At 62.1% G+C, this 24,926-nt stretch carries 21 protein-coding genes; 10 read left to right on the top strand and 11 right to left on the bottom strand.

The annotated features are described in order from the left end of the window. Positions 1 to 11 precede the first annotated feature (11 nt). Complete coding sequence (gene recO, locus RCF49_RS21930; protein WP_342641907.1) at positions 12 to 731, top strand: DNA repair protein RecO; 720 nt, start codon at positions 12 to 14, stop codon at positions 729 to 731. A 29-nt stretch (positions 732 to 760) separates the two neighbouring features. Here recO and RCF49_RS21935 read toward each other — a convergent pair whose 3' ends face one another. Beyond that, positions 761 to 1,423, bottom strand: a complete 663-nt coding sequence (locus RCF49_RS21935) for a TylF/MycF/NovP-related O-methyltransferase (protein WP_342641908.1) — start codon at positions 1,421 to 1,423, stop codon at positions 761 to 763. Between the two features lie 348 nt (positions 1,424 to 1,771). Between RCF49_RS21935 and mce the strand changes: the two genes are divergently transcribed. The 5 genes from mce to RCF49_RS21960 all read left to right on the top strand — a co-directional run bounded on the left by mce (position 1,772) and on the right by RCF49_RS21960 (position 6,351). Next, complete coding sequence (gene mce / locus RCF49_RS21940; RefSeq protein ID WP_342641909.1) at positions 1,772 to 2,176, top strand: methylmalonyl-CoA epimerase; 405 nt, start codon at positions 1,772 to 1,774, stop codon at positions 2,174 to 2,176. Further along, positions 2,173 to 2,451 (top strand): DUF1467 family protein, encoded by a 279-nt coding sequence (locus RCF49_RS21945; RefSeq protein ID WP_342641910.1) that lies wholly within the window; start codon positions 2,173 to 2,175, stop codon positions 2,449 to 2,451. Before mce ends, RCF49_RS21945 begins: the two co-directional genes overlap by 4 nt. Before the next feature lie 559 nt (positions 2,452 to 3,010). Further along, on the top strand, positions 3,011 to 4,357 hold the full coding sequence (gene proS, locus RCF49_RS21950) for a proline--tRNA ligase (RefSeq protein WP_342641911.1): 1,347 nt from the start codon (positions 3,011 to 3,013) through the stop codon (positions 4,355 to 4,357). Then, a complete protein-coding gene (locus tag RCF49_RS21955) occupies positions 4,350 to 5,618 on the top strand; it encodes a lipoprotein-releasing ABC transporter permease subunit (RefSeq protein WP_342641912.1) in 1,269 nt (422 codons plus the stop codon). Before proS ends, RCF49_RS21955 begins: the two co-directional genes overlap by 8 nt. Next, positions 5,611 to 6,351: an ABC transporter ATP-binding protein gene (locus RCF49_RS21960; RefSeq protein ID WP_342641913.1), complete on the top strand. Its 741-nt coding sequence runs from the start codon at positions 5,611 to 5,613 to the stop codon at positions 6,349 to 6,351. Before RCF49_RS21955 ends, RCF49_RS21960 begins: the two co-directional genes overlap by 8 nt. A gap of 50 nt (positions 6,352 to 6,401) precedes the next feature. Here the strand turns inward: RCF49_RS21960 and ybaL are convergent, their stop codons facing one another. Next, complete coding sequence (ybaL, locus tag RCF49_RS21965) at positions 6,402 to 8,312, bottom strand: YbaL family putative K(+) efflux transporter (protein ID WP_342641914.1); 1,911 nt, start codon at positions 8,310 to 8,312, stop codon at positions 6,402 to 6,404. Positions 8,313 to 8,442: 130 nt separating this feature from the next. Here ybaL and dnaE point away from each other — a divergent pair, with 130 nt between their 5' ends. Then, a complete protein-coding gene (gene dnaE, locus RCF49_RS21970; protein ID WP_342641915.1) occupies positions 8,443 to 11,898 on the top strand; it encodes a DNA polymerase III subunit alpha in 3,456 nt (1,151 codons plus the stop codon). Positions 11,899 to 12,032: 134 nt separating this feature from the next. Here the strand turns inward: dnaE and RCF49_RS21975 are convergent, their stop codons facing one another. Then, the gene (locus tag RCF49_RS21975) at positions 12,033 to 12,908 is read right to left on the bottom strand and encodes an HpcH/HpaI aldolase/citrate lyase family protein (RefSeq protein ID WP_342641916.1); all 876 of its coding nucleotides are present in this window, start codon (positions 12,906 to 12,908) and stop codon (positions 12,033 to 12,035) included. After that, positions 12,908 to 13,372, bottom strand: a complete 465-nt coding sequence (locus tag RCF49_RS21980) for a MaoC family dehydratase (protein ID WP_342641917.1) — start codon at positions 13,370 to 13,372, stop codon at positions 12,908 to 12,910. Before RCF49_RS21980 ends, RCF49_RS21975 begins: the two co-directional genes overlap by 1 nt. Before the next feature lie 345 nt (positions 13,373 to 13,717). Here RCF49_RS21980 and RCF49_RS21985 point away from each other — a divergent pair, with 345 nt between their 5' ends. The 3 genes from RCF49_RS21985 (at position 13,718) to RCF49_RS21995 (ending at position 16,727) form a co-directional block, all read left to right on the top strand. Beyond that, entirely contained in the window at positions 13,718 to 14,101 is a 384-nt protein-coding gene (locus RCF49_RS21985) for a response regulator (protein ID WP_342641918.1), read from the top strand. 118 nt (positions 14,102 to 14,219) lie between these two features. Beyond that, positions 14,220 to 15,455 carry an MFS transporter gene (locus RCF49_RS21990; protein ID WP_342641919.1) on the top strand — a complete coding sequence of 412 codons (1,236 nt, stop codon included), beginning with the start codon at positions 14,220 to 14,222 and terminating at the stop codon, positions 15,453 to 15,455. A 114-nt stretch (positions 15,456 to 15,569) separates the two neighbouring features. Further along, a complete protein-coding gene (locus RCF49_RS21995) occupies positions 15,570 to 16,727 on the top strand; it encodes a DUF2336 domain-containing protein (RefSeq protein ID WP_342641920.1) in 1,158 nt (385 codons plus the stop codon). 32 nt (positions 16,728 to 16,759) lie between these two features. Here the strand turns inward: RCF49_RS21995 and RCF49_RS22000 are convergent, their stop codons facing one another. From RCF49_RS22000 to RCF49_RS22030, 7 genes are all read right to left on the bottom strand, one after another. After that, a complete protein-coding gene (locus RCF49_RS22000) occupies positions 16,760 to 18,808 on the bottom strand; it encodes an NADH:flavin oxidoreductase (protein WP_342644264.1) in 2,049 nt (682 codons plus the stop codon). 74 nt (positions 18,809 to 18,882) lie between these two features. After that, positions 18,883 to 19,995, bottom strand: coding sequence for a class II histone deacetylase (locus RCF49_RS22005; protein ID WP_342641921.1), 1,113 nt, complete (start codon positions 19,993 to 19,995; stop codon positions 18,883 to 18,885). A 36-nt stretch (positions 19,996 to 20,031) separates the two neighbouring features. Continuing rightward, positions 20,032 to 21,207 carry a vWA domain-containing protein gene (locus RCF49_RS22010; RefSeq protein ID WP_342641922.1) on the bottom strand — a complete coding sequence of 392 codons (1,176 nt, stop codon included), beginning with the start codon at positions 21,205 to 21,207 and terminating at the stop codon, positions 20,032 to 20,034. 42 nt (positions 21,208 to 21,249) lie between these two features. Beyond that, positions 21,250 to 21,852, bottom strand: a complete 603-nt coding sequence (locus RCF49_RS22015) for a DUF2585 domain-containing protein (protein ID WP_342641923.1) — start codon at positions 21,850 to 21,852, stop codon at positions 21,250 to 21,252. Beyond that, positions 21,849 to 22,904: a YcjF family protein gene (locus RCF49_RS22020; protein WP_342641924.1), complete on the bottom strand. Its 1,056-nt coding sequence runs from the start codon at positions 22,902 to 22,904 to the stop codon at positions 21,849 to 21,851. Before RCF49_RS22020 ends, RCF49_RS22015 begins: the two co-directional genes overlap by 4 nt. After that, the gene (locus RCF49_RS22025) at positions 22,901 to 24,361 is read right to left on the bottom strand and encodes a YcjX family protein (RefSeq protein WP_342641925.1); all 1,461 of its coding nucleotides are present in this window, start codon (positions 24,359 to 24,361) and stop codon (positions 22,901 to 22,903) included. The genes RCF49_RS22020 and RCF49_RS22025 overlap by 4 nt, the downstream gene beginning before the upstream one ends. A gap of 1 nt (position 24,362) precedes the next feature. After that, entirely contained in the window at positions 24,363 to 24,890 is a 528-nt protein-coding gene (locus RCF49_RS22030; protein WP_342641926.1) for a SixA phosphatase family protein, read from the bottom strand. Positions 24,891 to 24,926: the final 36 nt, after the last annotated feature.

The following is a 24,926-nucleotide window of genomic DNA, read 5'->3' on the forward strand; positions in this document are numbered from 1 at the left end:
AAGGAGTTGCCATGCATTGGCGCGAGGAGGGCATCATCCTCAGTATTCGCCGGCATGGGGAGAATGCGGCGATTGTGGAACTGTTCACCCGCGAGCACGGCCGCTATCTCGGGCTCGTGCATGGTGCCCGCTCGCGCGCGCGCCGGCCCGTGCTCCAGCCCGGCAATGTCGTTGACGCCACCTGGCGCGCCCGTCTTGCCGACCAATTGGGCACGCTCGCGGTCGAGCCCGTCAGCCTGAAGGCGGGCACCTTCATGGAAAATGCGGCAGCACTCGACGCTTTGCTGAGCATGATCACCTTAACCCAGCTCGTGCCCGAGCGCGAAGCCCATCCCCGCCTTTATGATGCCTCTCGCTTTCTGTTGGATGCCCTGGAGGATGCGGAACTCTGGCCAGCGCTGATGGTCCGCTGGGAACTTGGCCTGTTGCAGGAATTCGGCTTCGGGCTTGACCTCTCCCGCTGTGCCGGCGGCGGCTCGAATGAGGACTTGGCCTTTGTCTCGCCTCGCTCGGGTCGCGCTGTCAGTGCCGAGATGGGTGCGCCTTACGCCGAGCGCATGTTGCCTTTGCCGCCATTTCTTAGACCCGGTGGTCTGTCGGAAACGACTGCGGCACAAGTTGTTGATGGCTTTGCGCTGACCGGATATTTCATCACCCGCCATGTGCTTTCGCCGCGGAGCATGTCAATGCCCGAAGCAAGGCTCCGTATGGTGTCGCGCTTCACGGGCTGAGCAGTCCTTGGGCGGGATGGGAAAGCGCATCAGAGCTTCACCACCAGGCGGCAATCGTGGTCGATCGGCATCAGAAACACGGGGCGTTGCGCGAAATATTCCTCGACCGCCTCTTTCGATCCCCGCCACCACCCGTAATCATCGATGATCAGGATCCCACCCCGCGCCAATCTGGGATAGAGCACCTCCAGTTCGATTTTGGTCGACTCGTACCAATCTGTATCGAGACGCAGGATCGCGATCTGGTCCGGCAGGGGTCGGGCGCGAAGTGTGTCTTCGACCGGACCTTGGCAAAAGATGACGTTCTCATCGAGGAGGCCGAACCGCTGAAAATTTCCTCGTACTTCTTCAAGCGGCGCATAGCACCAGTCCACATGGCCGTCACGGCGCGCCACCATGAACTCGGTCCTCGCATCCGCGTCATCGATCATCCGCCGGTCACGGTGAGTAGGCGCTGACATACCGGCAAACGTGTCGAAGAGATAGAATCGCCGTTGGAGAGACGTGTTGCGGTGACAGGCCTTGGCGAGAAGCATGGCACCGCCCTTCCACACTCCGCATTCCACAATATCGCCGGGGATCTCCGCCCGATCTACATATCGTACGGCCTGCATGAGCGCCCATTGGCGCTTCTCGCCTGTCATGGTGAAGGGCGCGAACTTCGAAATGAGCGCAATGTCTTCCTCTGTCATCTCCGGGAACGGAGGTCTCGTTTCCTTGGCCCCCTTGTTTTTTTTGGCCCGCTTTGCTGCCGGTCCATGACCAAACGCTTTAAGCGTCGTGTGTAACACGTGGTTCAGCATTGGTTCCTCTTCACGGAGCTGATCAAGCCGGAGCGCCCATGGTTAAGTATTCTGAGATTCGAGATTGTCATGCAACCAAGGAGTGTTTTTTTGTGAACGACTGAAGGATGCGTGTGTTGGGCGGCCGACCAGCATTGAGGCGGCATATGGTCCATCGCAGGCTATGCGACAGCTATTGCCTTCTCGCCGCCCGGCGCGTAGGCAATCCCGAAGGGAATACTGCTTGGGAGTGCTGTGATGCTGGGCCGTCTCAACCATGTCGCCATTGCCGTGCCGGACCTTCAAGCCGCAATCGCCACCTATCGCGATACGCTTGGCGCAAAGCTGTCCTCACCCCAGGATGAGCCCGATCATGGGGTGACGGTCGTCTTTGTCGAGCTCCCCAATACGAAGGTGGAGCTGCTCGGTGTGCTGGGCGACAACTCTCCGATTGCCGCCTTTCTCGAGCGCAATCCGCAGGGTGGCATCCATCACATCTGCTACGAGGTTGAGGACATTATCGCCGCGCGCGACCAGCTGAGAGTCCAAGGCGCGCGTGTATTAGGCAGCGGCGAGCCGAAGATCGGCGCTCATGGCAAGCCGGTGCTGTTTCTGCATCCAAAGGACTTCCTTGGTACTTTGGTCGAGTTGGAGCAGGCATGAGCCTGACGAGTAGCCTCGCAATCTATTTCATTCTGTGGTGGCTGGTGCTGTTTGCGGTTCTGCCCTTCGGCAACGATTCACCCCATGAGCTGGACGAGGAGCCAGGCATCGGCCAGGCGCCAAGCGCGCCGAAAGACCCGAGGCTGGGTCGCAAATTCCTGGTCACCACCGTCATTTCTGCCGGGATCTTTGCCGTTTTCTATACGCTTATGAGCTCAGGCATCCTGGCGCTCGACCACATTCCCTTCTTCAAGGAGCTCAAGCCCTATTCTTGAACGTCTAACACTGGGTCGCTGGGCCGCGGCGAGCCTCAGTCGCTGGGTGAGAGCTGGCACGCCGGCACGCCCGACTGGCCCTACCTGCGAGGCTCTTGGTAACTTCGCAAACAAAAAAACAAGGCATTCGCCTTGTTTTCAGTTAACTCGGTCCTGTTGATCTCTTGAGTTACGCCTCGCCAGAGCCTCCGCGCCGGGTTTGTTTCCCTCTTTTGCGCTTTCGGACCACTCCTCCCCAGACTTAGGCCTTCAGGGACTGGTTAACACGTCCCCCAGTCAAATACCGCGCCGGCTCGTTCTTCGTCTTATGAGGGCACACTAGAACAACTCAATCGGCCTGTCATCTGAAATCTTGACGTTGTTATGACATCCTACACGATCTCCTGCAGGCCACAATCTATACGTCAATAATGCTGTCCTATTGTGCGCTGCAACTTGGCGCGGGACTGAGGCCTTTGTTTCCGCATAAACTTCGCTTAGAACAGGCGGCGCATGTGCTGGGCAGCCATGTTCGCCCACCCGTGATCGACTGCCTTTCCAATCAATGGACCATAAACAAATGCGCCTCAGCCGCTTTTTCCTGCCAATCCTCCGCGAGGACCCGAAAGAGGCCGAAATCGTCTCCCATCGTTTCATGCTGCGCACCGGGATGATTCGCCAGGAGAGTGCGGGCATTTACTCGTGGCTGCCCATGGGCTTTCGGGTCCTGAAGCGCATCGAGCAGATCGTTCGCGAGGAGCAGAACCGGTCAGGCGCGCTCGAGGTGCTGATGCCGACCATCCAGTCGGCCGATCTCTGGCGCAGGAGCGGCCGTTACGACGATTACGGCCTGGAGATGTTGCGCATCAAGGACCGCCACGACCGCGAGATGCTCTACGGGCCGACCAATGAGGAGATGATCACCGACATCTTCCGGCAGGGGGTGCAGTCCTACAAGGATCTGCCGCGCAATCTTTACCATATCCAATGGAAATTCCGCGACGAGATCCGGCCCCGCTTCGGCGTGATGCGCGGTCGCGAGTTCCTGATGAAGGATGCCTATTCCTTCGACATCTCGGCCGAGGCTGCCCGCCATTCCTATAACAAGATGTTCATTGCTTATTTGAAGACCTTCGCGCGCATGGGGCTGACCGCGATCCCAATGCGTGCCGATACGGGGCCGATCGGCGGTGATCTGTCTCACGAATTCCTCATCCTGGCGCCCACCGGCGAAAGCGCCGTGTTCTTCGACCGCGGCTATCTGGAGCTCGATTGGACGGCAAGCGAGGTGGATTTCGACGACGTTCAGGGGCTCAAGAAGCGCATCGACGATTTCACCAAACTCTATGCCGCGACCGACGAGATCCACGACGAGGCCGAATTCAAGGCGCGCGTGCCTCAGGATCGGCAGGTGACCGGCCGCGGCATCGAGGTGGGCCATATCTTCTTCTTTGGCACGAAATACTCAAAGCCCCTGGGCTGCTATGTGCAGGGACCGGATGGCAGCAAGGTTGAGGTGCAAAGCGGATCCTATGGCATTGGCGTGTCGCGTCTCGTCGGTGCCATCATCGAGGCGAGCCATGACGAGGCCGGGATCATCTGGCCAGAGCCCGTCGCGCCCTTCCAGGTTGGGCTTATCAATGTGAAGCAGGGCGACGGAACCAGCGATGCGGCCTGCGAGAAAATCTATTCGGCCTTGCAGGCGAAGGGCGTCGAGGTTCTCTATAATGACGTGGATGAGCGCCCTGGCGGCAAGTTCGCCACGATGGATCTGATCGGCCTGCCATGGCAGATCATCGTGGGACCGCGTGGGCTTGCAAATGGCGTGGTCGAGGTGAAGAACCGCAAGACCGGGGCGCGCGAGGAGATCAGCCCCGAGGCTGCCATTGCCCGCTTCCAGCGGATCGAAAACGGCTGGCATGGCTGAAGGTCGCGGCACAATGCCCTTTGCGGGATTTGAGTGGGGTATCGCGGCGCGCTATCTGCGCGCCCGCCGCCGGGAAGGCTTTATCTCCGTCATTGCCGGATTTTCGTTTCTCGGCATCATGCTCGGTGTGGCCACCCTCATCATCGTCATGGCGGTGATGAACGGTTTCCGCGCCGAGCTCATGGATCGCATTCTCGGCTTCAACGGCCATATCACCGCCTTCGGCATCCAGGGCTCGATCGAGGATTACGACGCCCTTGCCAAGAAGCTGGCAACTGTGCCGGGGATCACCAAAGTGACCCCCTATGTGGAAGGCCAGGTGCTGGTTTCGTCCCAGCGCTCATCCGGCGGGGCGCTGGTGCGTGGCATCCGCGAAGCAGACCTCAAGACCATGAAGGGCATTGCCGGCGACAGCCTGCGCGGCACGCTTGAAGGCTTCGATCAGGGCGAGGGCATCGCCATCGGCCAGGGCATGGCCTTTCAGCACAATATTGGCCTGGGCGACACCATAAACATCCTCTCGCCCAAGGGACCGGTGACCCCGTTCGGCGTGACGCCCCGCATCCGGTCCTTCGAGGTGGTGGCCATATTCCATATCGGCATGTCCGATTATGACAATTCGGTCGTGTTCATGCCGCTCGCTGCTGCCCAGGAATTCTTCGTTCAGGAGGGCAGCGTCACCGCCCTGCAGATCATGGTCGATCATCCCGATCAGGTCGGCCGCTATATTGCGGCCCTGCAGCAAGCAGCCGGCCCTGGCATAGAATTCGTGTCCTGGCAGACCACCAATCGCGCCTTCTATGATGCGCTCATCGTCGAGCGCAACGTGATGTTCCTGATCCTCACCTTGATCATTTTGGTGGCGGCGCTCAATATCGTCTCCGGGCTCATCATGCTGGTGAAGGACAAGGGCGCCGACATCGCTATCCTGCGCACCATGGGTGCAAGTCGTGGCACCATCATGCGCGTATTCTTCATCACCGGCGCCGCGATTGGCGTGATCGGCACCCTGGCAGGACTGGTTTTGGGCGTCCTCGTTTGCTGGAATATCGAGGGCATACGCCAGGGGCTCAGCGCTCTCCTGGGTGTGCAGATCTTCCCGTCCGAAATCTATTACCTCAGCCAGTTGCCCGCCAAGATGGAAGTGCACGAGACCGTGCTGATCACGCTCATGTCTCTCGGCCTGGCCTTCCTTGCGACGCTTTACCCCTCATGGCGGGCTGCCAAGCTCGATCCCGTGGAGGCGCTTCGCTATGAATGAGACGCAAAGCGCGCGAGCCGGCGTTCTGACCTTGCGCGATGTGCATCGCAGCTTTCGCCAGGGCACCCAGCAGCTGCACGTATTGGCGGGCGCCAGCGTGACGATCCATGCCGGCGAGATCATAGCCCTTGTCGGCCCGTCCGGCGCGGGCAAGTCAACGCTCCTCCATATTGCCGGCTTGCTGGAGCGTCCGGATGCCGGCGTGATCATGATCGGTGGTCGCGATGTGGGACAAGCGGGCGATGCCGAGCGGACCCGTTTGCGACGGGAGTCGGTGGGCTTCGTCTATCAGTCCCATCGGCTGCTGCCGGAATTTTCCGCCCTTGAAAATGTCGCGATCCCGCAGCGCATTGCCGGCGCCAGCCGGAAGCAGGCGGGCCAGCGGGCCATTGAGCTCCTTGAGAGGCTGGGACTTGGCGCGCGGTTGAATCATCGCCCGGCCGAGCTTTCGGGCGGTGAACAGCAGCGCGTGGCAATCGCCCGGGCCCTGGCGAACCACCCCGCGCTCTTGCTGGCAGATGAGCCCACGGGCAATCTCGATCCCAGGACCGCCGGCATCGTTCATCAGGAGCTGCTGGATCTGGTGCGCAGGCAGGGCGTTGCCGCCCTGATTGCGACCCACAATCTCGAGCTGGCCGCTCGCATGGACCGTGTGCTCCACCTGGACAATGGTCGGCTGGTGGAACAGCGCCAGGGCGAACAATTCCCGTCATCACCGGCCTTGACCCGCTGATCCAGGCCACCAGGAGAACGCTTATATCCTCCTGCCGGGAGAGAGCTGTCTCATGCCGGCTTGCTCACAGTGTCCGGTGATCCCGCGCCCTCAGTCACCATCTCAGCATTGTCGCGCGCTGCCTCATCCCCCTCGAGATCATCGTCGAAATCGGCTTCCGCCGCCTTGCGCATGGCCTCGCTGGGCTGATCATCGCTGACGAACGGGCCGCGGATCTGTGCATCACCGCTCGCGCGCACCACGAAATTGACCATGGCATCGGCAATCTCCCGCTCGCCCATGATCACCCGGTCAGCGCCAAACCCCAGCAGATGGTTGGTTTCCGCATCCGAATGCGAGCGCGCCACGATGTGAAGGGCGGGATTGGCAAGCCTTGCCTGCGAGATGATCTGTCCCGCCTCGAACGAATGGGGGATGGCCACGATCAGCCAGCGGGCCTGTTCGAGATTGGCTGCTTTGATGAGATCGGAAGCCGCCGCATTGCCATTGATGGCCTCGATCCCGCGATCGCGCAATTGGGCAATGGGCTCGTCCCGCTCCTCGATGACCAGGAGCGGCACCCTCTGGGCAATGAGCGCTTCCCCAATGATCGAGCCGACCCGCCCAAAGCCGATGAGCACCGCATGATCCCTAAGGGAGGTTTTGGGCAACTCACCTATGGTGACCGGCGGCGGAGGCTCAGCATCGCTTGCAGCGCGCTCCTGGGCGGGAGCGGCCGCAGCCGGGGCCTCTTTGCGGCCCTCGATCCGCGCTTCGAGAAGTGGCCCCCACCGGTCGATGGCGGCAAAGAACAGCGGATTGGCGAGAATAGAGAGGATGGATCCGGCCAGGATGAGATCGCGTCCTTCCTGCGGCAGCAGATTAAGGCTCACCCCGAGCGCCGCGAGGATGAAGGAGAATTCGCCGATCTGGGCGAGGCTTGCCGAGATGGTCAGGGCTGTCGGCACCGGATGGCCGAAGGCGCGCATGATGGCGAAGGCAGCGACCGACTTGCCGAGCACGATGATCAGGAACGTGGCAAGGACGGGCAGGGGATCGCGGATCAGGATCGACGGATCGAACAGCATGCCGACCGACACGAAAAACAGCACCGCGAAGGCATCGCGCAAGGGCAGGGTCTCTTCCGCCGCCCGATGCGATAATTCCGATTCGCTCAGCACCATGCCCGCGAAGAACGCGCCGAGCGCGAAGGACACTCCGAACAGCGTGGTCGCGCCATAGGCCACCCCGAGTGAGACGGCGAGTACCGCCAGCCGGAACAGCTCCCGCGATCCCATATGCGCGATGCGGTGCAGAAGCCAGGGCACCGCCCGACGCCCGACGATGAGCATGAGCGCAACGAAGGCGGCGACCTTGCCAAGCGTTATGGCCACGGTTTCGAGCACATCGCGCGAGCTGAGCGTCGCGCGCGCACCGCTATCTTCACCCTGCAGACTGATCAGCAGGCCGGCAAGTGCCGGAAGCAGCACGAGGGTTAGGACCATCGCCAGGTCCTCGACGATGAGCCAGCCCACCGCGATGCGTCCGCGCTCGGTCTCAACCAGCCGGCGCTCTTGCAAGGCGCGCAGCAGGACAACCGTTGATGCAACCGAGAGCGCGAGCCCGAACACGACCCCCGCGCCGATTGGCCAGCCCATCAGCAAGCCGAGCCCCACGCCCAGAAGGGTCGCGATCGCGATCTGCGCCAGAGCACCCGGCACCGCGATGGCGCGCACCGACATGAGATCCTTGAACGAGAAATGCAGGCCGACGCCGAACATCAGCAGAATGACGCCGATTTCCGCCAGCTCCATCGCCATGTCGAGATCGGCAACGAAGCCCGGCGTGAACGGGCCTGCCAGGATTCCGGCGACGAGATAGCCCACCAGTGGTGAGATCCTCAGGCGATTGGCAAGCGCGCCAAGAAGGAAGGCCAGCACGAGGCCCCCCACGAGTGTCGTGATGAGCGGCGTGTGGTGCACGAGCGTCCTTTATCGTTTGTGGCTGGCGGGGAGGGCGGGCAGGAACCCTGGCTCATCTAGGATGTAATATGCGCTGGGAAATTGGCAAAAACAAATTCGAGACTCAGCCGCCAATGATTACAATGGTGGCATGAGTGCCGAGCAAACCAGCGTTCCCTTCGTTCATCTGCGCGCCCATTCCGCCTATTCCCTCCTGGAGGGGGCGCTGCCCGTCAAACGTCTCGCATCCCTCTGCAAGAGCATGCGCATGCCTGCGCTTGCCCTGACCGACACCAACAACCTGTTCGGCGCGCTGGAATATTCGAATGCGCTCGCCGGCGCCGGTATCCAGCCCATCATCGGCATCACCCTCAGCATCGATTTCCGGGATGCGACCGAGGTGAACCCGCGCACCACCGGCATGCCGAAGCCCCTGCCGGTGCTCGCCCTGCTGGCCAAGAATGCTGTTGGCTACAGCAATCTCATGACGCTCTCGAGCCGGGCCTTCCTCGACACCACCGATGCCCATAGCGCCCATGTGCCGATTGACCTCTTGGCCACCCATAGCGATGGGTTGATCTGCCTGACAGGTGGTCCGCGCGGACCGGTCAATGAGTCGCTGGTCGCGGGCAATAGGGGCCAGGCCTCGTCCCGGATCGAGCGCCTGATGAGTATCTTCGGTGATCGGCTCTATGTGGAGCTGCAGCGCCACGGCACAGATGATGAGCGTATCGCCGAGCCCGGCCTCGTCGAGCTCGCCTATGATCTCGACCTGCCGCTGGTTGCGACCAACGAGCCCTTTTTTGCAACGCCCGACGATGCGGCAGCCCATGACGCGCTGATCTGCATCGCCGAGGGCGTGGTGCTCGCCACCGAAGATCGGCGTCGGCTCACGCCTGAACATTACTTCAAGTCACCCGCCGAGATGGCGGCACTCTTCGCCGATATTCCAGAGGCCATAGCCAACACCGTCGAAGTGGCGCAGCGCTGTGCCTTCCGGCCGAAGGGCCGGGCGCCGATCCTGCCGCGCTATTCCTCCGAGACGGGCGAAGCGCGCGACGAGGCCGAGGAGTTGAAGATCCAGGCCCGCGATGGCCTCCGGGCGCGTCTTGCCCGCCACGGCTTGGCGGATGGCCACAGCGAGCAGGAATATTGGGATCGCCTGGAATTCGAGCTCGACGTCATCGTGCGCATGCAGTTTCCGGGCTATTTCCTCATCGTTGCCGACTTCATCAAATGGGCGAAGGCCCACGGCATTCCGGTGGGGCCCGGCCGTGGATCGGGCGCGGGCTCGCTGGTTGCTTGGGCGCTCACCATCACCGATCTTGATCCGCTCCGCTTCAACCTCCTGTTCGAGCGCTTCCTCAATCCGGAACGCGTGTCGATGCCGGATTTCGATATCGACTTCTGCCAGGAGCGGCGTGACGAGGTCATCGCTTACGTCCAGCAGAAATATGGCCGTGAGCAGGTCGCGCAGATCATCACCTTCGGTAAGCTGCAGGCGCGCGCTGTCTGCCGCGACGTGGGCCGCGTGCTGCAGATGCCCTACGGACAGGTCGACCGCCTCTGCAAGCTGATCCCGAACAATCCGGCCAACCCGATCACCCTGAAGGAGGCCATCGACGGCGAACCGCGCCTGCAAGAGGAGCGCGACAAGGACGAGACCGTGCGCTCCATGCTGGAGATCGGCCAGAAGCTCGAGGGTCTCTATCGCCACGCCTCCACTCACGCCGCCGGTGTGGTGATCGGCGACAGGCCGCTGCATGAGCTCGTGCCGCTCTATCGCGATCCGCGCTCCGACATGCAGGTAACCCAGTTCAATATGAAATGGGTGGAGCAGGCGGGCCTGGTGAAGTTCGACTTCCTTGGCCTCAAGACGCTCACGGTGCTGCAGAAGGCCTGCGAGCTCGTTCGCCGGCGAGTGCCGGATTTCGACCTCGACCGCATCGCGCTTGACGATGCCAATACCTATCGCATGCTGAGCCAGGGCGACACGGTCGGCGTGTTCCAGCTGGAAAGTTCGGGCTTCAAGGACCTGCTGCGCAAGGCCCAGCCCAGCGTGCTCGAGGACATCATCGCTCTGGTCGCACTCTATCGTCCAGGGCCGATGGACAATATTCCGAAATATCTCGCCGCCAAGCACGGCGAGGAGGCGCCGGAATTCCTGCACGAGACCGTGACGCCCATCACCGCTGACACCTATGGCGTCATCATCTACCAGGAACAGGTGATGCAGATCGCTCAGGTGCTTTCGGGCTATTCCTTGGGCGAAGCCGATCTTCTGCGCCGTGCCATGGGCAAGAAGATCAAGGCGGAGATGGACCAGCAGAAGGTTCGCTTCGTCGATGGCGCGGTCGCCAAGGGGGTGGACAAGGCGCAGGCCGAATTCATCTTCGAGCTCGTCGCGAAATTCGCAGGCTACGGCTTCAACAAGTCTCACTCCGCCTGCTATGGCCTCATCGCCTATCAGACCGCCTTCCTCAAGGCCAATTATCCCGTGGAATTCCTGGCCGCGTCCATGAGCCTGGACGTTGGCAACACCGACAAGCTCGACATGTTCCGGCGCGAGGCGCAGCGCCTGAAGGTGAAGATCGATCCGCCCGGCATCAACGAATCCGACGTCGATTTCGTGGTGAAGGACGGCCGTATCCGTTATTCTCTAGCAGCCCTCAAGAATGTCGGACGCGGCGTGGTCGAGCATATCGTGCGCCTGCGCGAGGAGGGCGGGCCCTTTAGGAGCCTCGCTGATTTCGTTCAGCGCATCGACCCGCGGGTGGTCACCCGCCGGGCACTGGAAAGCATGATCAGGGCCGGCGCCCTCAACACCTTCAACACCAATCGCGCGCAGCTCTTGGCAGGGCTTGATGCCATCATGTCCATGGCCGACCGCACCGCCCAGGATGCGGCCTCCGGCCAGAATGATCTTTTCGCGGGCGGCGGCCTTGCTGAAATCGATGTGCCGCTGCCCCAGGTGGACCCTTGGTTGCCGATGGAGCAGCTCGCGGAGGAATTCGACGCGGTCGGCTTCTACCTCTCCGGCCACCCGCTCGATGACTATATGGCCCCGCTGTCCAAGATTGGCGTCGAAACTTGGGCGTCCTTTGCCGAGAAGGTCAAGACCAAGGGCGCCCCGGCCGGCCGCTTGGCGGGAACCGTGACCCACCGGCAGGAGCGCCGTTCGAAGAGTGGCAATCGCTTTGCCTTCGTGGGCTTTTCAGACCCGACCGGCCAGTTCGAGGCGGTTGTCTTCTCCGATCAGCTGAACCAGCTGCGCGATCTCCTGGAGCCGGGAAATGCGGTCATCTTGCGCGTGGAAGCGGATTCGGAGGGCGAGGAGGTAAGGCTACGGCTGCACTCGGTTGAGCCGCTGGACAAGGCGACGGAGAATATCAGCTCAGGGCTTGAGATTGCCGTGCGCGAGACCGTCTCGGTCGCCAGCTTGGCGGCGCGCCTCACCAATGGCGGACGCGCGCCGGTGCGCCTGAAGGTGCTGGTAGATCGATCCCATGAGATCGAGATCGCGCTTGGCAACCGCTTCACGGTGACGCCTCAGATCAAGGCCGCGATCAAGGCCATCCCAGGCGTGCTCGAGGTGCGCGATCTCTGATCAACCTGATACCGCCGCAGCTTACGCGCAAAATCTCAGAAGTTGAGTCGGCCCGTTGAGAAATTGAGTCAACTCGGCACGCCTGCGTCATCACCGGGCTTGATCCGGTGATCCAGGAGAGCAGCAAGAGGGCTTTACCGCCCGGCCCGTGCCAGCAGCCGCTGGGCATGCACCAGATGCGGCCTGTCCAACATCTCACCGTCCAGCCCGATCACGCCCGCATCACCGGCTCGCGCGAACGCATCCACGATTGCTTGTGCCCGGGCGAGCTCCTCAGGCGAAGGCGTGAACATCTCGTTGATGATGGGCACCTGTGCCGGGTGGATGGCGAGCTTCCCCGTAAAGCCATCGCGCAGCGCCTCATCGCATTCGAGCCGCAAGCCGGCCTCGTCGCGGAAATTGGGAAAGACCGAGTCGATGGGCTGAACCCCGGCGGCGACGGCCCCGAACAGGCAGAGCGAGCGCGCCAGGCGAAATGGCTCCGTGTGGCGGCCATCTGCCCCGCGATTATCGCGCGCGCCGATATCTGTGCGAAGATCCTCCGCCCCCCAGCTGAGCCCTTCCAGCCGGGGCCCGGCACTTTCATAGCTGCCAAGGCCGAAGAGCGCCTTTGCGCTTTCCGTGGCGACCACGGTGATGCGCGTTTCGCCGCGATGCTCCGCGGGCTCGATGGCGCCGATCATCGCCGAGAGCCTGCGCACTGAGGCAGCTCCCTCTGATTTCGGCAGCATGATGCCGTCGACCTTCAATCCTTCGAGCGCCTTGAGATCTCCGGCGGTGAGCCCCGTGTCGAGTGCATTGACCCGCACATAGATGCGGGGCAGGACGTCGGCTTTTCGGCCTGCGATATCCGCGATCACGCCGCGCACGATGCCACGGGCGGCCTCCTTTGCGCTTGCTGCGACCGAATCCTCAAGGTCGAGGATGATCGCATCGGCGCCGGAGCCTAAGCCCTTCTCGATTTTGCGTGGGCTGTCTGCGGGAACAAAGAGCATTGAGCGCATGAACATTAGGCCTCTTTGCCGGGGCGCTTCCGCATGAACGCCTGGCGCCGGCAGGTGGCAACCAGCACGTCATTCTGATTATAGGCCCGATGCTCGAATTCGACGATGCCGGCATCCGGCCGCGACTTGCTCTCGCGCTTTGCCTTCACCTCCGTTTCCACATGCACCGTATCTCCGTGGAACAGCGGATGCGGGAACTTGACCTCGCTCATGCCGAGATTGGCGATAGTCGTGCCCAGCGTGGTATCGGGGACTGAGATGCCGATCATGAGGCCCAGCGTGAACAGGCTATTGACGAGCGGCTGTCCCCACTCGGTCTGCGTCTCGCAGAAATGCCGGTCGATATGCAGCGGCTGCGGATTGAGCGTCATGTTCGAGAACAGCATGTTGTCGCTCTCGGTGATGGTCCGCCGCAGCATGTGATTGAAGACTTGTCCAATCTCGAATTCCTCGAAATAGAGCCCGCGCATATCCTCTCCTCTGACTGGGGTCGATTTTTCTAAGGCCTCAAGGGGCCAGTTTTGGCAGGTGGCGGAGCACTCAGCAAGTCGTCACAAGCATCCTGTGAGTCGTCTGGTGAGTCTTCTTTGGCGGCCGTGAGTCGTCGCATTTGGTTGAATTTGCCTTGACTTCTCCACATTCGTATTTTGCTCGGACATTTCGATATTTGCGTAACTAACTGATTTTCATACAAATTTTCGTCCGCATCTATTGCAGGAAGCCTGTTAACTATTCATTAAAGGGCGGCTCCCTACGACTCCACCCAAGGCTCGATATGCCTGTGGGGGCATGTTGAATGCTCGGAGATCGTGTGAATGACCCATTGCTTGATTATCGCGGACGCGGCGGGTGACCGACACGAATTGGTTTCGATGCTGAACGCTCATGGATTCACGGTCGAGTTTGCGCCGAGTCCCGAACAAGCACTTCTGGCATGCCGGCGAAGCAGGCCGGATCTCATCATGCTGCCCGACACCATGCCGAGCATGAGCAGTGTTGAATTTCTCCATCGTTTGAGGCGCACAGGGGCAGGAGGAGATCCGGCAGTGCTCATCTGTGCGAGCGATGCGAACGCCGCCTCGATCGGGCAGGCGATCTGGGAAGGGGCTGCCGAATGTCTGGTGCAGCCTTTCGATGCCGATATCCTGAACTTCAAGCTCCGCCAGGTCGGCTTTGCCAGCAGCAATGTCGCGGCCTAAGGCCAGACGCTGATGCCTCCCGACATGTCGCTCCTGAGGTAAGCGCCTCTGGCTGGCGCGACTTAAAAATGCCCAACGTGATCGGCGATAAGCAGCATCGTCCCTCGGAGAAGCGGCAATGTTTCTGGATGGCGTACGCTCTGTATGGGCGCTGCTTTTCGGCGTCGCTCTGCTTTCGCTCGGCAATGGCCTGCAAGGAACCTTGCTTGGGGTGCGCGCAGCCCTGGAGCATTTCGGGCCGGGCGTGACGGGCCTGGTCATGTCGGCCTATTCCATTGGGCTGCTGGTCGGTTCGGGAATCACACCGGGTCTCATCTCCTATGTCGGCCATATCAGGGTTTTCGCGGCCTTGGCCTCGGTGGCCTCGACGGCGGTTCTCTTCTTTCCGATCCTGATCGACCCGATCTCGTGGTTCATCATCCGAGCTCTCGTCGGGTTCTGCATTTCCGGCCTGTTCATCGTCGCCGAAAGCTGGCTGAACTCCGTTTCGACCAACCGCGATCGTGGGCAGATCCTCTCGATCTACATGATCATCAGCTATTCCTGCATGGGGCTTGGCCAATTCTTCCTGAATGTCGCAAGCCCCAGCGGCTTTGAGCTCTTCGTGGTGGTGTCGGCGATGGTGTCTGTGGCTTTGGTGCCGATGACCCTCGTGCGGGTCACCGCGCCGGACGTCACCCATCCCCGCGGCGTGAGCATACGCGAGATCTATCGGCGATCACCCCTCGGCGTGGTCTGTGCCTTCACCAATGGGCTTGGCCAATCGGCGTTCTTCACCATGGGCGCGGTCTATGGAACGCTCGCTGGTCTGAGCGTTGCGGAAGTCTCGATTCTCATGGCACTGCCGCCCCTTGGCGTCGTTCTCTCGCAATTTCCGATCGGATTGATCTCTGACAGGCATGACCGCCGCACGGTGCTGACCATTCTTGCCTTTTTGTCCGCCGCGCTTGCTTTTGCCTGCTATCCCGCCACATTGATCAGCAGCGATCTGCTGATCGCGGTCTTCTGCCTGTTCGGCGCGCTCGCTCTACCGCTCTATTCGGTGGCGCTGTCTCATGCCAATGACAATCTCGACGCCGATCAGATCCTCGGAGCCAGTGGCAAGCTGGTGCTGATTTATGGAATGGGCTCGGTCGCGGGACCGCTGATCGTTGGCCAAGTGATGAGCTATATCGGCGCGCAGGGCTTCCCGATCTATCTCGGGATCGTCTATGCCGGCATCGGTGCTTATGCGATCTACCGCATGTCGCAGCGCCCGGCACCACCGCCCAAGACCGAGTTCGTCCTGGTCAATCCGCGGGTCTCGCCAGTGGGCACCGCACCCGCTGTGGCGGCGGCGCGTGGCGAGGCATAAAACGGCGTCGAGCGAGTGAGGTTAAGGTAAACGCTTCCTTAACATTTGCTGGTGATCATCTCCCGAAGTGCAAAGCCAAATCATTCAATTGATTTTATTGCCTGGGAGATGCGCATGTCGAAGCAGAATGCCATCGGTCTGGATGTAAATTTTCTGACGCGCGTCGCTGAAGACCCTTCGCCCTACCAGCGCATGAAGCTCGCAACAGAACTCGCCAGTTTCGTAGCGAACAAGGACAACCCCGAACCGGAACGTGCCGCCGTTCTGCCAGTGCTGCTGAAACTGGCGGAAGATGAAGCCATATCCGTTCGCCGCGCGATTGCCCAGGAGCTCGAGCTTGCGTCCTTCGTGCCCCCGGATGTCGCTTTCGCCATTGCCGCTGATGAAGATGATATCGCGCTGCCCTTTCTGGTCGCCTGTCCGGGGCTCACCGACGGCACGCTTGTCGCGATTGCCCGCATCGGCGATGACCGGCGGCTCTGCGCGATTGCCCGCCGGGCAAACCTGCCGCGCCACGCGCTGGCTGTTCTGATCAAGTTCGGCTCGCCCGCCGTTTGCAAGGAGCTTCTGGGCAATGCCGCAATTTCGATCCCCATCGAGGGCTATCGGATCATCATGTCGCGCTTTGCCGCCGTCACCTCCGTGTGTGAGGCCATGCGGCGGCGCCGGGATCTGCCAGTCGAGATGCGGGTCAAGCTCGCGCAAATCAATAATGACCGGGTGAAGGTGGTCCTTGCCAAGCAGGGCTGGGTCGAAAATGACCGCCTCGATGAACTTGTATCAGAGGCGGAGGATCACTCCTTCCTGCAGATTGCCCATGGTCTCAGCGGCGAGGACCTGGAGGCGATGGTCCGTTATCTCACCGTCAACCGCCTCGTTACCGGCTCGCTCATTTGTCGGGCCATCTGCCATGGCGAGATGAGCTTTGTCACCGAAGCGCTCGCCCAGCTTGCGGGCATGCCCAACCGTCACGTGGCCGACGTGATCGCCACCAGAAACGAGGTGGGCCTCAAGGTGGTGTGCGAGCATGCGGGACTGCCCCAGCCCTGCGTTGATCTCCTGCAGCTTGCGACGGAGAACGATTCCGGCCAGGTCAAGGACGTTGATCCAGCATCCTTCGCCCGTGAGATTGTGGATCTGCTCATCCAGAACAGCGCTGGGCGCAGTGAACTTGATATTTCTGGGCTTCTGTCTCTCATCGGAGCCTACGGACCCGATGAGATCAAGGCGGTGACCGACGGCTTGCTCGCCTCCACCCCGCGCGCGGCCTGATCGGCTGAGGTCATGCAAGGGCGCGCCTCGGGTCAAAGATCCTTGCACAGCCGCAATGCGTCATAGATGGCGGCATGGATATTGCGCGAGGCGACCGCATCCCCGATGCGGAACAGCTGGAAGAGGCCGTCGGGATTGCCGCGCAGCTGTTGCGGCCGCCCCGCAACGAGCGCGTCGTAATCGACCGCCCCCCGGTTGACCGACTGATCTTTGAGCGCGAAATAGAGCTCATCCAGCGGCAATGTGCCGTGCTCCACGACCACCTGATCGACCAGCCGCTCACCGAGGTCGCGCTCGGCATACTCGCTGGCCAATGTCACCGCGAGTTTGTTGCCCTCACGCCGGATGGCCCGCACCATGGTGCCGATGGTCAGCCGTGCCCCGCTTGTTTGCAGGGCCGCAAGATAGGGCACCACATTCATACCGCCCACATCGGGGAAGAACATGCGCTCAGGAGAGACGACCTCCAGCTCCGCCCCGTGCTCGACCAGGAATTGCGCGGCGGTGAGCCCCGGATGGGCGCCATTGTCGTCATAGAGCAGGATGTCGTCCGCGGGCTTCACATCCCCTGAGAGAATGTCCCAGGTGGAGACCGTAAGGTCACCGCCGGCTTCGATGGGCGGGCGCTGCGGCAGGCCGCCGGTCGCGATGATGACGAGATCCGGCTCCTCCGCGAGAACATCCTGGGCCTCCGCCAAGGTATTGAACACAAGCCGCACGTTGCGGCTCTCAAGCCGCGCCATGCGCCAATCCACAATGCCGACGAACTCCCTGCGGCGCGCAAGCTGGGTGATGAGCCGGATCTGACCGCCTGGCCTGTCCGCCGCCTCGAACAGCGTGACATGATGCCCGCGCTCGGCGAGCACTCTTGCAGCTTCGAGCCCTGCGGGACCTGCACCGACCACCACCGCCTTGCGCGTTGCGCCTTGGCTGCGCGCGATCACATGCGGCATCATTGCCTCACGCCCCGTGGCGGCATTGTGGATGCAAAGCGCTTCGCCTGCCTCATAGATCCGGTCGAGGCAATAGGTGGCGCCCACGCACGGACGGATCTCGTGCTCAACACCCTGCTCGATCTTCCGCACGATATGCGGATCGGCGATATGGGCGCGTGTCATGCCGACGAGGTCGAGCTTGCCGGACGCGACCGCATGGCGGGCGGTGGCCACATCCGCAATGCGGGCCGCATGGAAGACTGGAAACTTGGTTTGGGCCTTCACCTCGCCGGCGAAATCGAGGTGAGGAGCTGCGCGCATGCCATGCACCGGGATGACCTTCGTCAAGGCCGGATCGCTGTCGATATGGCCGCGAATGACATTGAGGAAATCGATCTGGCCGGTTGCGATCAGCCGCCGCGCGATCTCAAGCCCCTCTTCTCGGCTGAGCCCCTGTCGCCAATCCTCATCGACCACAAGCCTGAGGCCCACGATGAAATCGGGGCGCACAGCCTTTCGCACCGCATCAAGCACCCGGAAGGTGAAGCGCAGGCGGTTGTCGATGCTGCCGCCATACTCGTCCTCGCGCCTATTGGTGGCCGGCGACCAGAACTGATCGAGCAGATGCCCATAAGCCTCGAACTCGATGCCATCGAGGCCGGCGGCCTGCATCCGCTGAGTGGCACTGGCATAATCCGCGATGATCCGCTCGATGTCCCAATCCTCGATTGTTTTGGGAAAGGCGCGATGGGCGGGCTCGCGCACCGGGGATGGGGCAAGCACAGGCAGCCAGTCCGCCTTGTTCCAGCCGGTGCGGCGCCCGAGATGGGTGAGCTGGATCATCACCGCGCAGCCATGCTCGTGGCAGTCGTCCGCGAGCCGCCGCAGATGCGGCACGATCTCGTCCTTATAGGCCAGCAGGTTGCCGAAGGCGGGCGGGCTGTCGCGGGCAACCGAGGCGGAGCCCGCCGTCATCGTCATGGCGATGCCGCCTTTGGCCTTCTCCACGTGATAGAGGCGATAGCGCTCGCCCGGCATCCCATGGCCATCGTGATAATTGGGCTCATGCGCGGTCGAGATGATCCGGTTCTTGAGCGTGAGATGCTTGAGTCTGAAGGATTGCAGCAGCGGATCATTGGAGCGCAGGAGCGTTGTCGCCATGGTGTCCCTCGCCAGTCTGGTGAGAAACAATCCAACCTATGGCGCGGCCGATCAAGGCTTCAGTGCAACGTTCCGGGCCTGAGGGCCTGAGCCAGTGCCGCCACGATATGCCGCGCCATCTCCGCATCATCGGGAATATAGCTGAGCGGATCGGCAAGCTGTGCGGGTGCCCCCAATAGGCCTTCGACGGTCGCATGGGCGCAGAAGGCGGCATAGGCCGGGTTATAGCCGCCCTCCTGAACCATCAGCAGCTTGCCCCCGGTGAGCTCCGCGGCAAGTGCGCGCGCGGCAAGCCCTAGCTGATGGAAGCCTTGCATGTCGACGCATTGGCGCCCGTTCGGGTCGAACTGGCTCGCATCCTGACCGGCGGCGATGACGATCAGCTCCGGCGCGAAAGCCCGCACGGCGGGCACCACGATTTCCTCGAAGGCGAGGAGATAGGCATGATTGCCGACACCGCAGGGCAGGGGAATGTTGATGTTATAGCCAAGCCCTTTGCCCCGGCCGCGCTCGTCGACCTTTCCGGTCTGCGGGTGAGTGCGCGCACTCCAAGAGCCGTGGTTCATATGGAGCGAAATGGTAAGCACGTCATCCCGCTCGTAGAACCCTTCCTGGGTGCCATTGCCGTGATGCACGTCCCAGTCGATGACGGCAACCCGGCCAAGCCCGCGTCCGATCCCGTGCTCGATCGCGGCCCCGATATTGTTGATGAAGCAATAGCCATCCACCTGATCGCGGGCGGCATGGTGTCCCGGCGGGCGCACCAAGGCGTAAGCCTTTTGCGTCTGGCCGTCGAGAATGGCGTCCATCGCGGCAATGGTGGTGCCGGCCGCTGCCCGGATTGCACGCATGGCGCCGGGCTTCATCAATGTGGAGGCCGAGAAAATCTCGCCGCTGATATCGGCCTCTTTCAGCTTTGCCAAGAAATCCGCGCTGCACCAGGCAAGCAGTTCCTCGTCGCTGGCATGCCGCCCCTCCCGCCAGTCGAGGAGCGGCGCGACGGGGCCGCGCTGGAGCACCGACCGCATGTTGACGAGCCGGTCCGGGCCTTCCGGATGCGGCATCTGGATGTCGAGCAAGGGCGAGGGGACACCCTCGAACACGCCCGCGCCCGTGTCATGGCTGAGGCAATCCTGATGCCAGAAGACATGGAGCCGCTCGCTTTCAGCCATGACGTGCCTGCTATTGAAGGATGTAGTGATGACCGCTCACCGCGAGAGCTCGCGCATGGCACCGTCCAGCCCTTCGAGGGTCAGCCCATACATGCGCCCGCCGAACAATCGCCGGATGATCTCGGTGGAGGGGGTATAGCCCCAGTAATTCTCAGGCGTCGGGTTGAGCCACACCGTCTTGGGATAGATATCGATCACCCGCTGCAGCCAGACCGAACCGGCCTCGGGGTTCATATGCTCGACCGATCCGCCGGGATGGGTGATCTCATAGGGGCTCATCGAGGCATCGCCCACGAAGATCACCTTATAATCGGCGGCATAGGTGTTGAGCACCTCCCAGGTCTGCACCCGCTCCACATGGCGCCGCCGGTTGTTCTTCCACACCGTCTCATAGAGGCAATTGTGGAAATAGTAATATTCGAGATGTTTGAACTCGGTGCGCACCGCCGAGAACAGTTCCTCGCACAGAGTAATATGTGGGTCCATCGATCCGCCCACATCGAAGAAGAGCAGAACCTTCACCGCATTGTGGCGCTCGGGCACGAAATTGAGATCGAGATAACCCTTATGCGCGGTCGAACGGATTGTGCCGTCGAGATCAAGCTCCTCGGCCGCTCCCGTTCGCGCGAATTTGCGCAGCCTGCGCAGCGCCATCTTGATGTTGCGCGTGCCAAGCTCCACGGAATCATCGAGATCCTTGAATTCGCGCTTGTCCCACACCTTGATCGCGCGGTTATTGCGGTTGCGATCCTGGCCGATGCGCACGCCCTCGGGATTATAGCCATAGGCTCCGAAAGGGGAGGTCCCCGCCGTGCCGATCCACTTGCTGCCACCCTGGTGACGTCCCTTCTGTTCCTCGAGGCGCTTTTTCAGCTCCTCCATGATCTTATCCCAACCGCCAAGGCTCTCGATCAGCGCCTTCTCCTCGTCGGTGAGATATTTCTCATTGAGCTTGGTGAGCCATTCCTCCGGAATATTCGCGACCGCATCATCGGGGATGAAGTCGAGCCCCTTGAACACATGGCCGAACACCCGGTCGAAGCGGTCGAAATTGCGCTCATCCTTCACCAGCGCGCTGCGGGAGAGATAGTAGAATTCTTCGGTGCGATAGGCAGCGCAGCCGGCATCCAACGCCTCCATGAGCGTCAGATATTCCCTGAGCGAGACCGGCACGCCGGCGGCCTTGAGGCTTGTGAAGAAGGTCACGAACATGGGGGTTAGCCTAGCTTGGAAGGATAGGGCTCGACAAGCGCCTCAAGCGCCGCCGGCAATGCCGGCCTGCCATTCCTTCACCGCATCGAGCGGCCAGACCAGCATGAGCACATTGAGGATGAGATTGTCTCGGATCACATAAGCGGCCAGCGCCTCGAACCCGATGATGACCAGCACCGATACCCAGACCGGTACGATGCGGGCGAGAAAGAAGCCCACGATCATGAACAGGATATCGCTCACCGAATTGACGATGCTGTCACCGTAATAGCTGAGCGAGATGGTCGCCGCTCGATAGCGCTCGATGATGAAAGGCGAATTCTCGATGACTTCCCAGAGCGTCTCGATGAGTACCGCGAGGACCAGCCGCGCGCCGACGGGCTTGTCCCTCATGACGAGCCAGAGGAGCCCATAAAACAGTATTCCATGGATCACATGGGATGGGCTGTACCAGTCGGCGATGTGTTGGGAATTCTCGGAGCTGTTCGGGTTGCCATGCCAGAGCTTGATCGTGCCGCAGGTGCAGATCGGCACCCTCCCCATGGCGTGGAGGATGAGAGCGGCAACCAGAATGATCGCGCCCGCCAGGACCGCGTAATGCCATGGTTTGAAGCGCGCCTTTGCTTGGCTTCCGGCTGCGCTCATGAGCTTTCGCCACGATCTGACGGCCCGGGAGACGGAGGTCGGGACCCGTCTTCGCTTTGAACTGTGTCATCCTCACTCGCCACCGTATCGCCGATGCGGCCGGCAATGCTCGAGAGGCTGGGCCGGCGCAGAGCCTCGAAGGGCAGGGGGCGGACCACATCCATGGCGGCGAGCCCGATCCGCGCGGTCATGATGCCATTGATGGCGCCCTCACCGAGCCGCGCTGAGATGCGCCCCGCGATGCCGCGGCCGATGAAGTGCTGAAGCACCGTGTCCGAGAAGGCGATCGATCCTGTGACCGCGAGATGAGTGACCACCATTCGTGTGAGCTTGATCGTGCCGAGGAGGTGTGGGCGGGCGCCATAGAGCGTGGCAAGCCCGCGCAGCATCACCAGGTTCTGTGCGGCAACGAACAGCACATCGAGCGCCGCCGCAGGGGTGACGGCGGTGAGAATCGAGATCCGCCGCGCCGAGCGGGCGATAAGGCCCGCTGCATCCCGGTCAAGCTCGCTCATCAGAATGCGCTCCGCAAGCTTGATGCGATCGCGCGGATCCATGATCTCGTCTGCATGCCGGGCGAAAGCCGCGACCGTATGAGCCATGTCGCGGCGGCCTTTATAGAGGCTGCGCAGGCTGGCGAGCGTCGCATCCGCATCACCCGCGTCATCCCGACGGATCGCCCGTTCGGCGGTGATCCGGATCTCCCCCATCTTGGTCAGCCGCGAAAGACCCCAGATCTCGCGCAGGATGATGGAGATAGCGGCAATTCCCGCAAGGATCGCCAGAGAGAAGGCGAGCCAGCCCAGCCAATCCTGCCGCGCGAACAGATCCTCGACGAAGCGATAGGCCGAATAGCCGATCGCCATGCTGATCAAGCCGCCGAGGGACGACAGGAACAGCGCGCCCCAGCGAAAGCCGCGCCGCCGCCCGGTAAGGTGCTGCAGTGCCTTCGGCTCCTCTCCCGCAGGAGGCGGCGGTGGCGGCGGCGGTGGTGCCTCGAACACCCGCGGCTGGCGCACTTTGCGCAACGGTGCCTCGTCCTCTCGGCTCATGCCAGGAAGTCCGAAAGCAGGAAATTGAGCGTGCGGTCGAGCCGGATATGGGGAAAGCTCGGCCCCAGATCCCACCGGCTCTTGTCGATCAGCGGCGGTCTGAAGCGGATGAAGCGGACCTGGCCCTCGACTGCTCCTTGCAATGCTTCTTGCGGGTCGTCCGGCAGATCGCCGGGAAAGATCGCAGCCTCACGTTTGCCGTCGAAAACCTCGTTGCCGAGCCGTTCGCCGGCCTGCGGCACACCGACGATGCAGGGCAGCCGCTCGCCCCCTTCCATGATCTCCGCCTCCCGCGTCGCCCGGATCGCGGCGAGTGCCGTCACCTCGATATCGGTTCCCGCAATCGCTGCCTTGTCCATTGCTTGCTGCACGAGCCGGCCGGCGATCGCCTCGAGCCGGTCATGGCTGGTGTGATGGAGGTAATCCGCTTTCGTGGCTGCGATCATGATCCGGTCGATGCGCCGGCCGAACATGCTCATCAGCGGATTGCCGCGCCCATGCCGGAAGGCGGAGAGCACATCGGTGAGTGCCCGGCCGAGATCGGTGACGGCTTCCGCTCCGGCATTGAGGGCGGCAAGCGCGTCGATGAGCACGATCTGGCGGTCGAGCCGTGCAAAATGTTCACGGAAAAACGGCCGCACCACATGGCGGACATAGGCGTCGTAACGGCGTGCCATCATCGCCCAATGGGAGCCTCGCGGTGCGATGTCATCGCGCGGCACATCGAGGGGGGCGAAGGTGAGCAGTGGCGAGCCTTCGAGATCGCCGGGCATGAGAAAGCGGCCTGGCGGCAGGAACGACAGCGCCACCTGCTCATCGCGGCAGGCAATGAGATAGCGCCGGAAGGCCTCGGCCGACTTGACCGCCAGGGGTTCATCCGCCGGGGCCGTCGGATCGCGTGTCGCAAGCAGCGCATGCCATTCGGCAGCCTTTGCCTGGCTTGCCGGCCTCCGGCTCGCCGCGATCATTTCAGCCGACCATTGCTCATAGGTGAGATCGAGCAGCGGCAGATCCAGCAGCCATTCGCCGGGATAGTCCACAATATCGACATGCAGACGGTTGCGCCCGAGCCGGCGGGCAATGGTGCTGCGCGGCAGGAACTCGACCGTGAGCCGCAACTGGCTCATGCGACGGGTGCTCTCCGGCCAGTGCCGGTCATCCCCGATCAGCGCCTCGATATGATCCTCATAGGCAAACCGAGGCACTGCATCATCCGGCTGCGGCTCGAGATAGGCGCGGAGGATGCGCTGTTCGGCCTGGGGGTCGAACAGCGGCAGCCGCCCGCCTTGCAGGAGGTTATGAACGAGCGCGGTGATGAACACCGTCTTCCCCGAGCGCGACAGTCCCGTCACCCCGAGCCTGAGCGAGGGATTGCCGAAGGCGCCGGCATAATCTGCAAGTTCGCTGAGCGCGATCAGACTGCGGTCGGCCAGCTTTCCAAGACCGGTGCGCGCCACCCTAGACCCCCAGATCCCGGGGTGTGGTGAAGCTCACCATCTCTCCGGTACCCGGCTCGATGGTGCTCCAGTGATCGGCCGCAAAGTCGATCACGGCGAGGCCTGCCGTGGGATATTTGGTGGCGATCCGGTCCCGCACCAGGCTGAGGCCTGCCCGGCCGAGCGCAAGAGCGGCGCCCTCGAGGCTCGGATTATGACCGATGACCATGAGCGGCGAGGGGGAGGGGCTGTCCTTGACAGCGCGGATCGCGTCGATCACCGCGGATCCATCGCCGAAATCATAGAGATTATCGATGATTCGCGTTTCGATGGCGCGCGGCAGGGCGGGTCGTGCCAGCTCGAGCGTGCTGAGGGCGCGAACCGCGGGAGAGCAGAGAATGAGCATCGGCAGGAGCTCCTTGCCCGCCATGAACACCCCCATGGCGGTCGCTGCTCTGCGCCCGCGGCCATTGAGCGGTCGCGCGCTGTCCGCCAGACCGCTTTCCGACCAACTCGATTTTGCATGGCGCAGGAGCATCAAGCGCAGCATGGGTCAGCTCCTGCAAAGGGAGAGTTAAGCCTAAGC

It is taken from the genome of Rhodoligotrophos sp. CJ14, assembly GCF_038811545.1.
Classification (GTDB): domain Bacteria; phylum Pseudomonadota; class Alphaproteobacteria; order Rhizobiales; family Im1; genus Rhodoligotrophos; species Rhodoligotrophos ferricapiens.

Coding starts and splice junctions, on each gene's coding strand:
- RCF49_RS21960 (WP_342641913.1), top strand. CDS start 5,611: ATGAATGAGACGCAAAGCGCGCGAGCCGGCGTTCTGACCTTGCGCGAT.
- dnaE (WP_342641915.1), top strand. CDS start 8,443: ATGAGTGCCGAGCAAACCAGCGTTCCCTTCGTTCATCTGCGCGCCCAT.
- RCF49_RS22010 (WP_342641922.1), bottom strand. CDS start 21,207: ATGTTCGTGACCTTCTTCACAAGCCTCAAGGCCGCCGGCGTGCCGGTC.
- proS (WP_342641911.1), top strand. CDS start 3,011: ATGCGCCTCAGCCGCTTTTTCCTGCCAATCCTCCGCGAGGACCCGAAA.
- RCF49_RS21975 (WP_342641916.1), bottom strand. CDS start 12,908: ATGTTCATGCGCTCAATGCTCTTTGTTCCCGCAGACAGCCCACGCAAA.
- RCF49_RS21985 (WP_342641918.1), top strand. CDS start 13,718: ATGACCCATTGCTTGATTATCGCGGACGCGGCGGGTGACCGACACGAA.
- RCF49_RS21935 (WP_342641908.1), bottom strand. CDS start 1,423: ATGACAGAGGAAGACATTGCGCTCATTTCGAAGTTCGCGCCCTTCACC.
- RCF49_RS21980 (WP_342641917.1), bottom strand. CDS start 13,372: ATGCGCGGGCTCTATTTCGAGGAATTCGAGATTGGACAAGTCTTCAAT.
- RCF49_RS21995 (WP_342641920.1), top strand. CDS start 15,570: ATGTCGAAGCAGAATGCCATCGGTCTGGATGTAAATTTTCTGACGCGC.
- recO (WP_342641907.1), top strand. CDS start 12: ATGCATTGGCGCGAGGAGGGCATCATCCTCAGTATTCGCCGGCATGGG.
- RCF49_RS22030 (WP_342641926.1), bottom strand. CDS start 24,890: ATGCTGCGCTTGATGCTCCTGCGCCATGCAAAATCGAGTTGGTCGGAA.
- mce (WP_342641909.1), top strand. CDS start 1,772: ATGCTGGGCCGTCTCAACCATGTCGCCATTGCCGTGCCGGACCTTCAA.
- RCF49_RS22020 (WP_342641924.1), bottom strand. CDS start 22,904: ATGAGCCGAGAGGACGAGGCACCGTTGCGCAAAGTGCGCCAGCCGCGG.
- RCF49_RS21955 (WP_342641912.1), top strand. CDS start 4,350: ATGGCTGAAGGTCGCGGCACAATGCCCTTTGCGGGATTTGAGTGGGGT.
- RCF49_RS21945 (WP_342641910.1), top strand. CDS start 2,173: ATGAGCCTGACGAGTAGCCTCGCAATCTATTTCATTCTGTGGTGGCTG.
- RCF49_RS22005 (WP_342641921.1), bottom strand. CDS start 19,995: ATGGCTGAAAGCGAGCGGCTCCATGTCTTCTGGCATCAGGATTGCCTC.
- RCF49_RS21990 (WP_342641919.1), top strand. CDS start 14,220: ATGTTTCTGGATGGCGTACGCTCTGTATGGGCGCTGCTTTTCGGCGTC.
- RCF49_RS22015 (WP_342641923.1), bottom strand. CDS start 21,852: ATGAGCGCAGCCGGAAGCCAAGCAAAGGCGCGCTTCAAACCATGGCAT.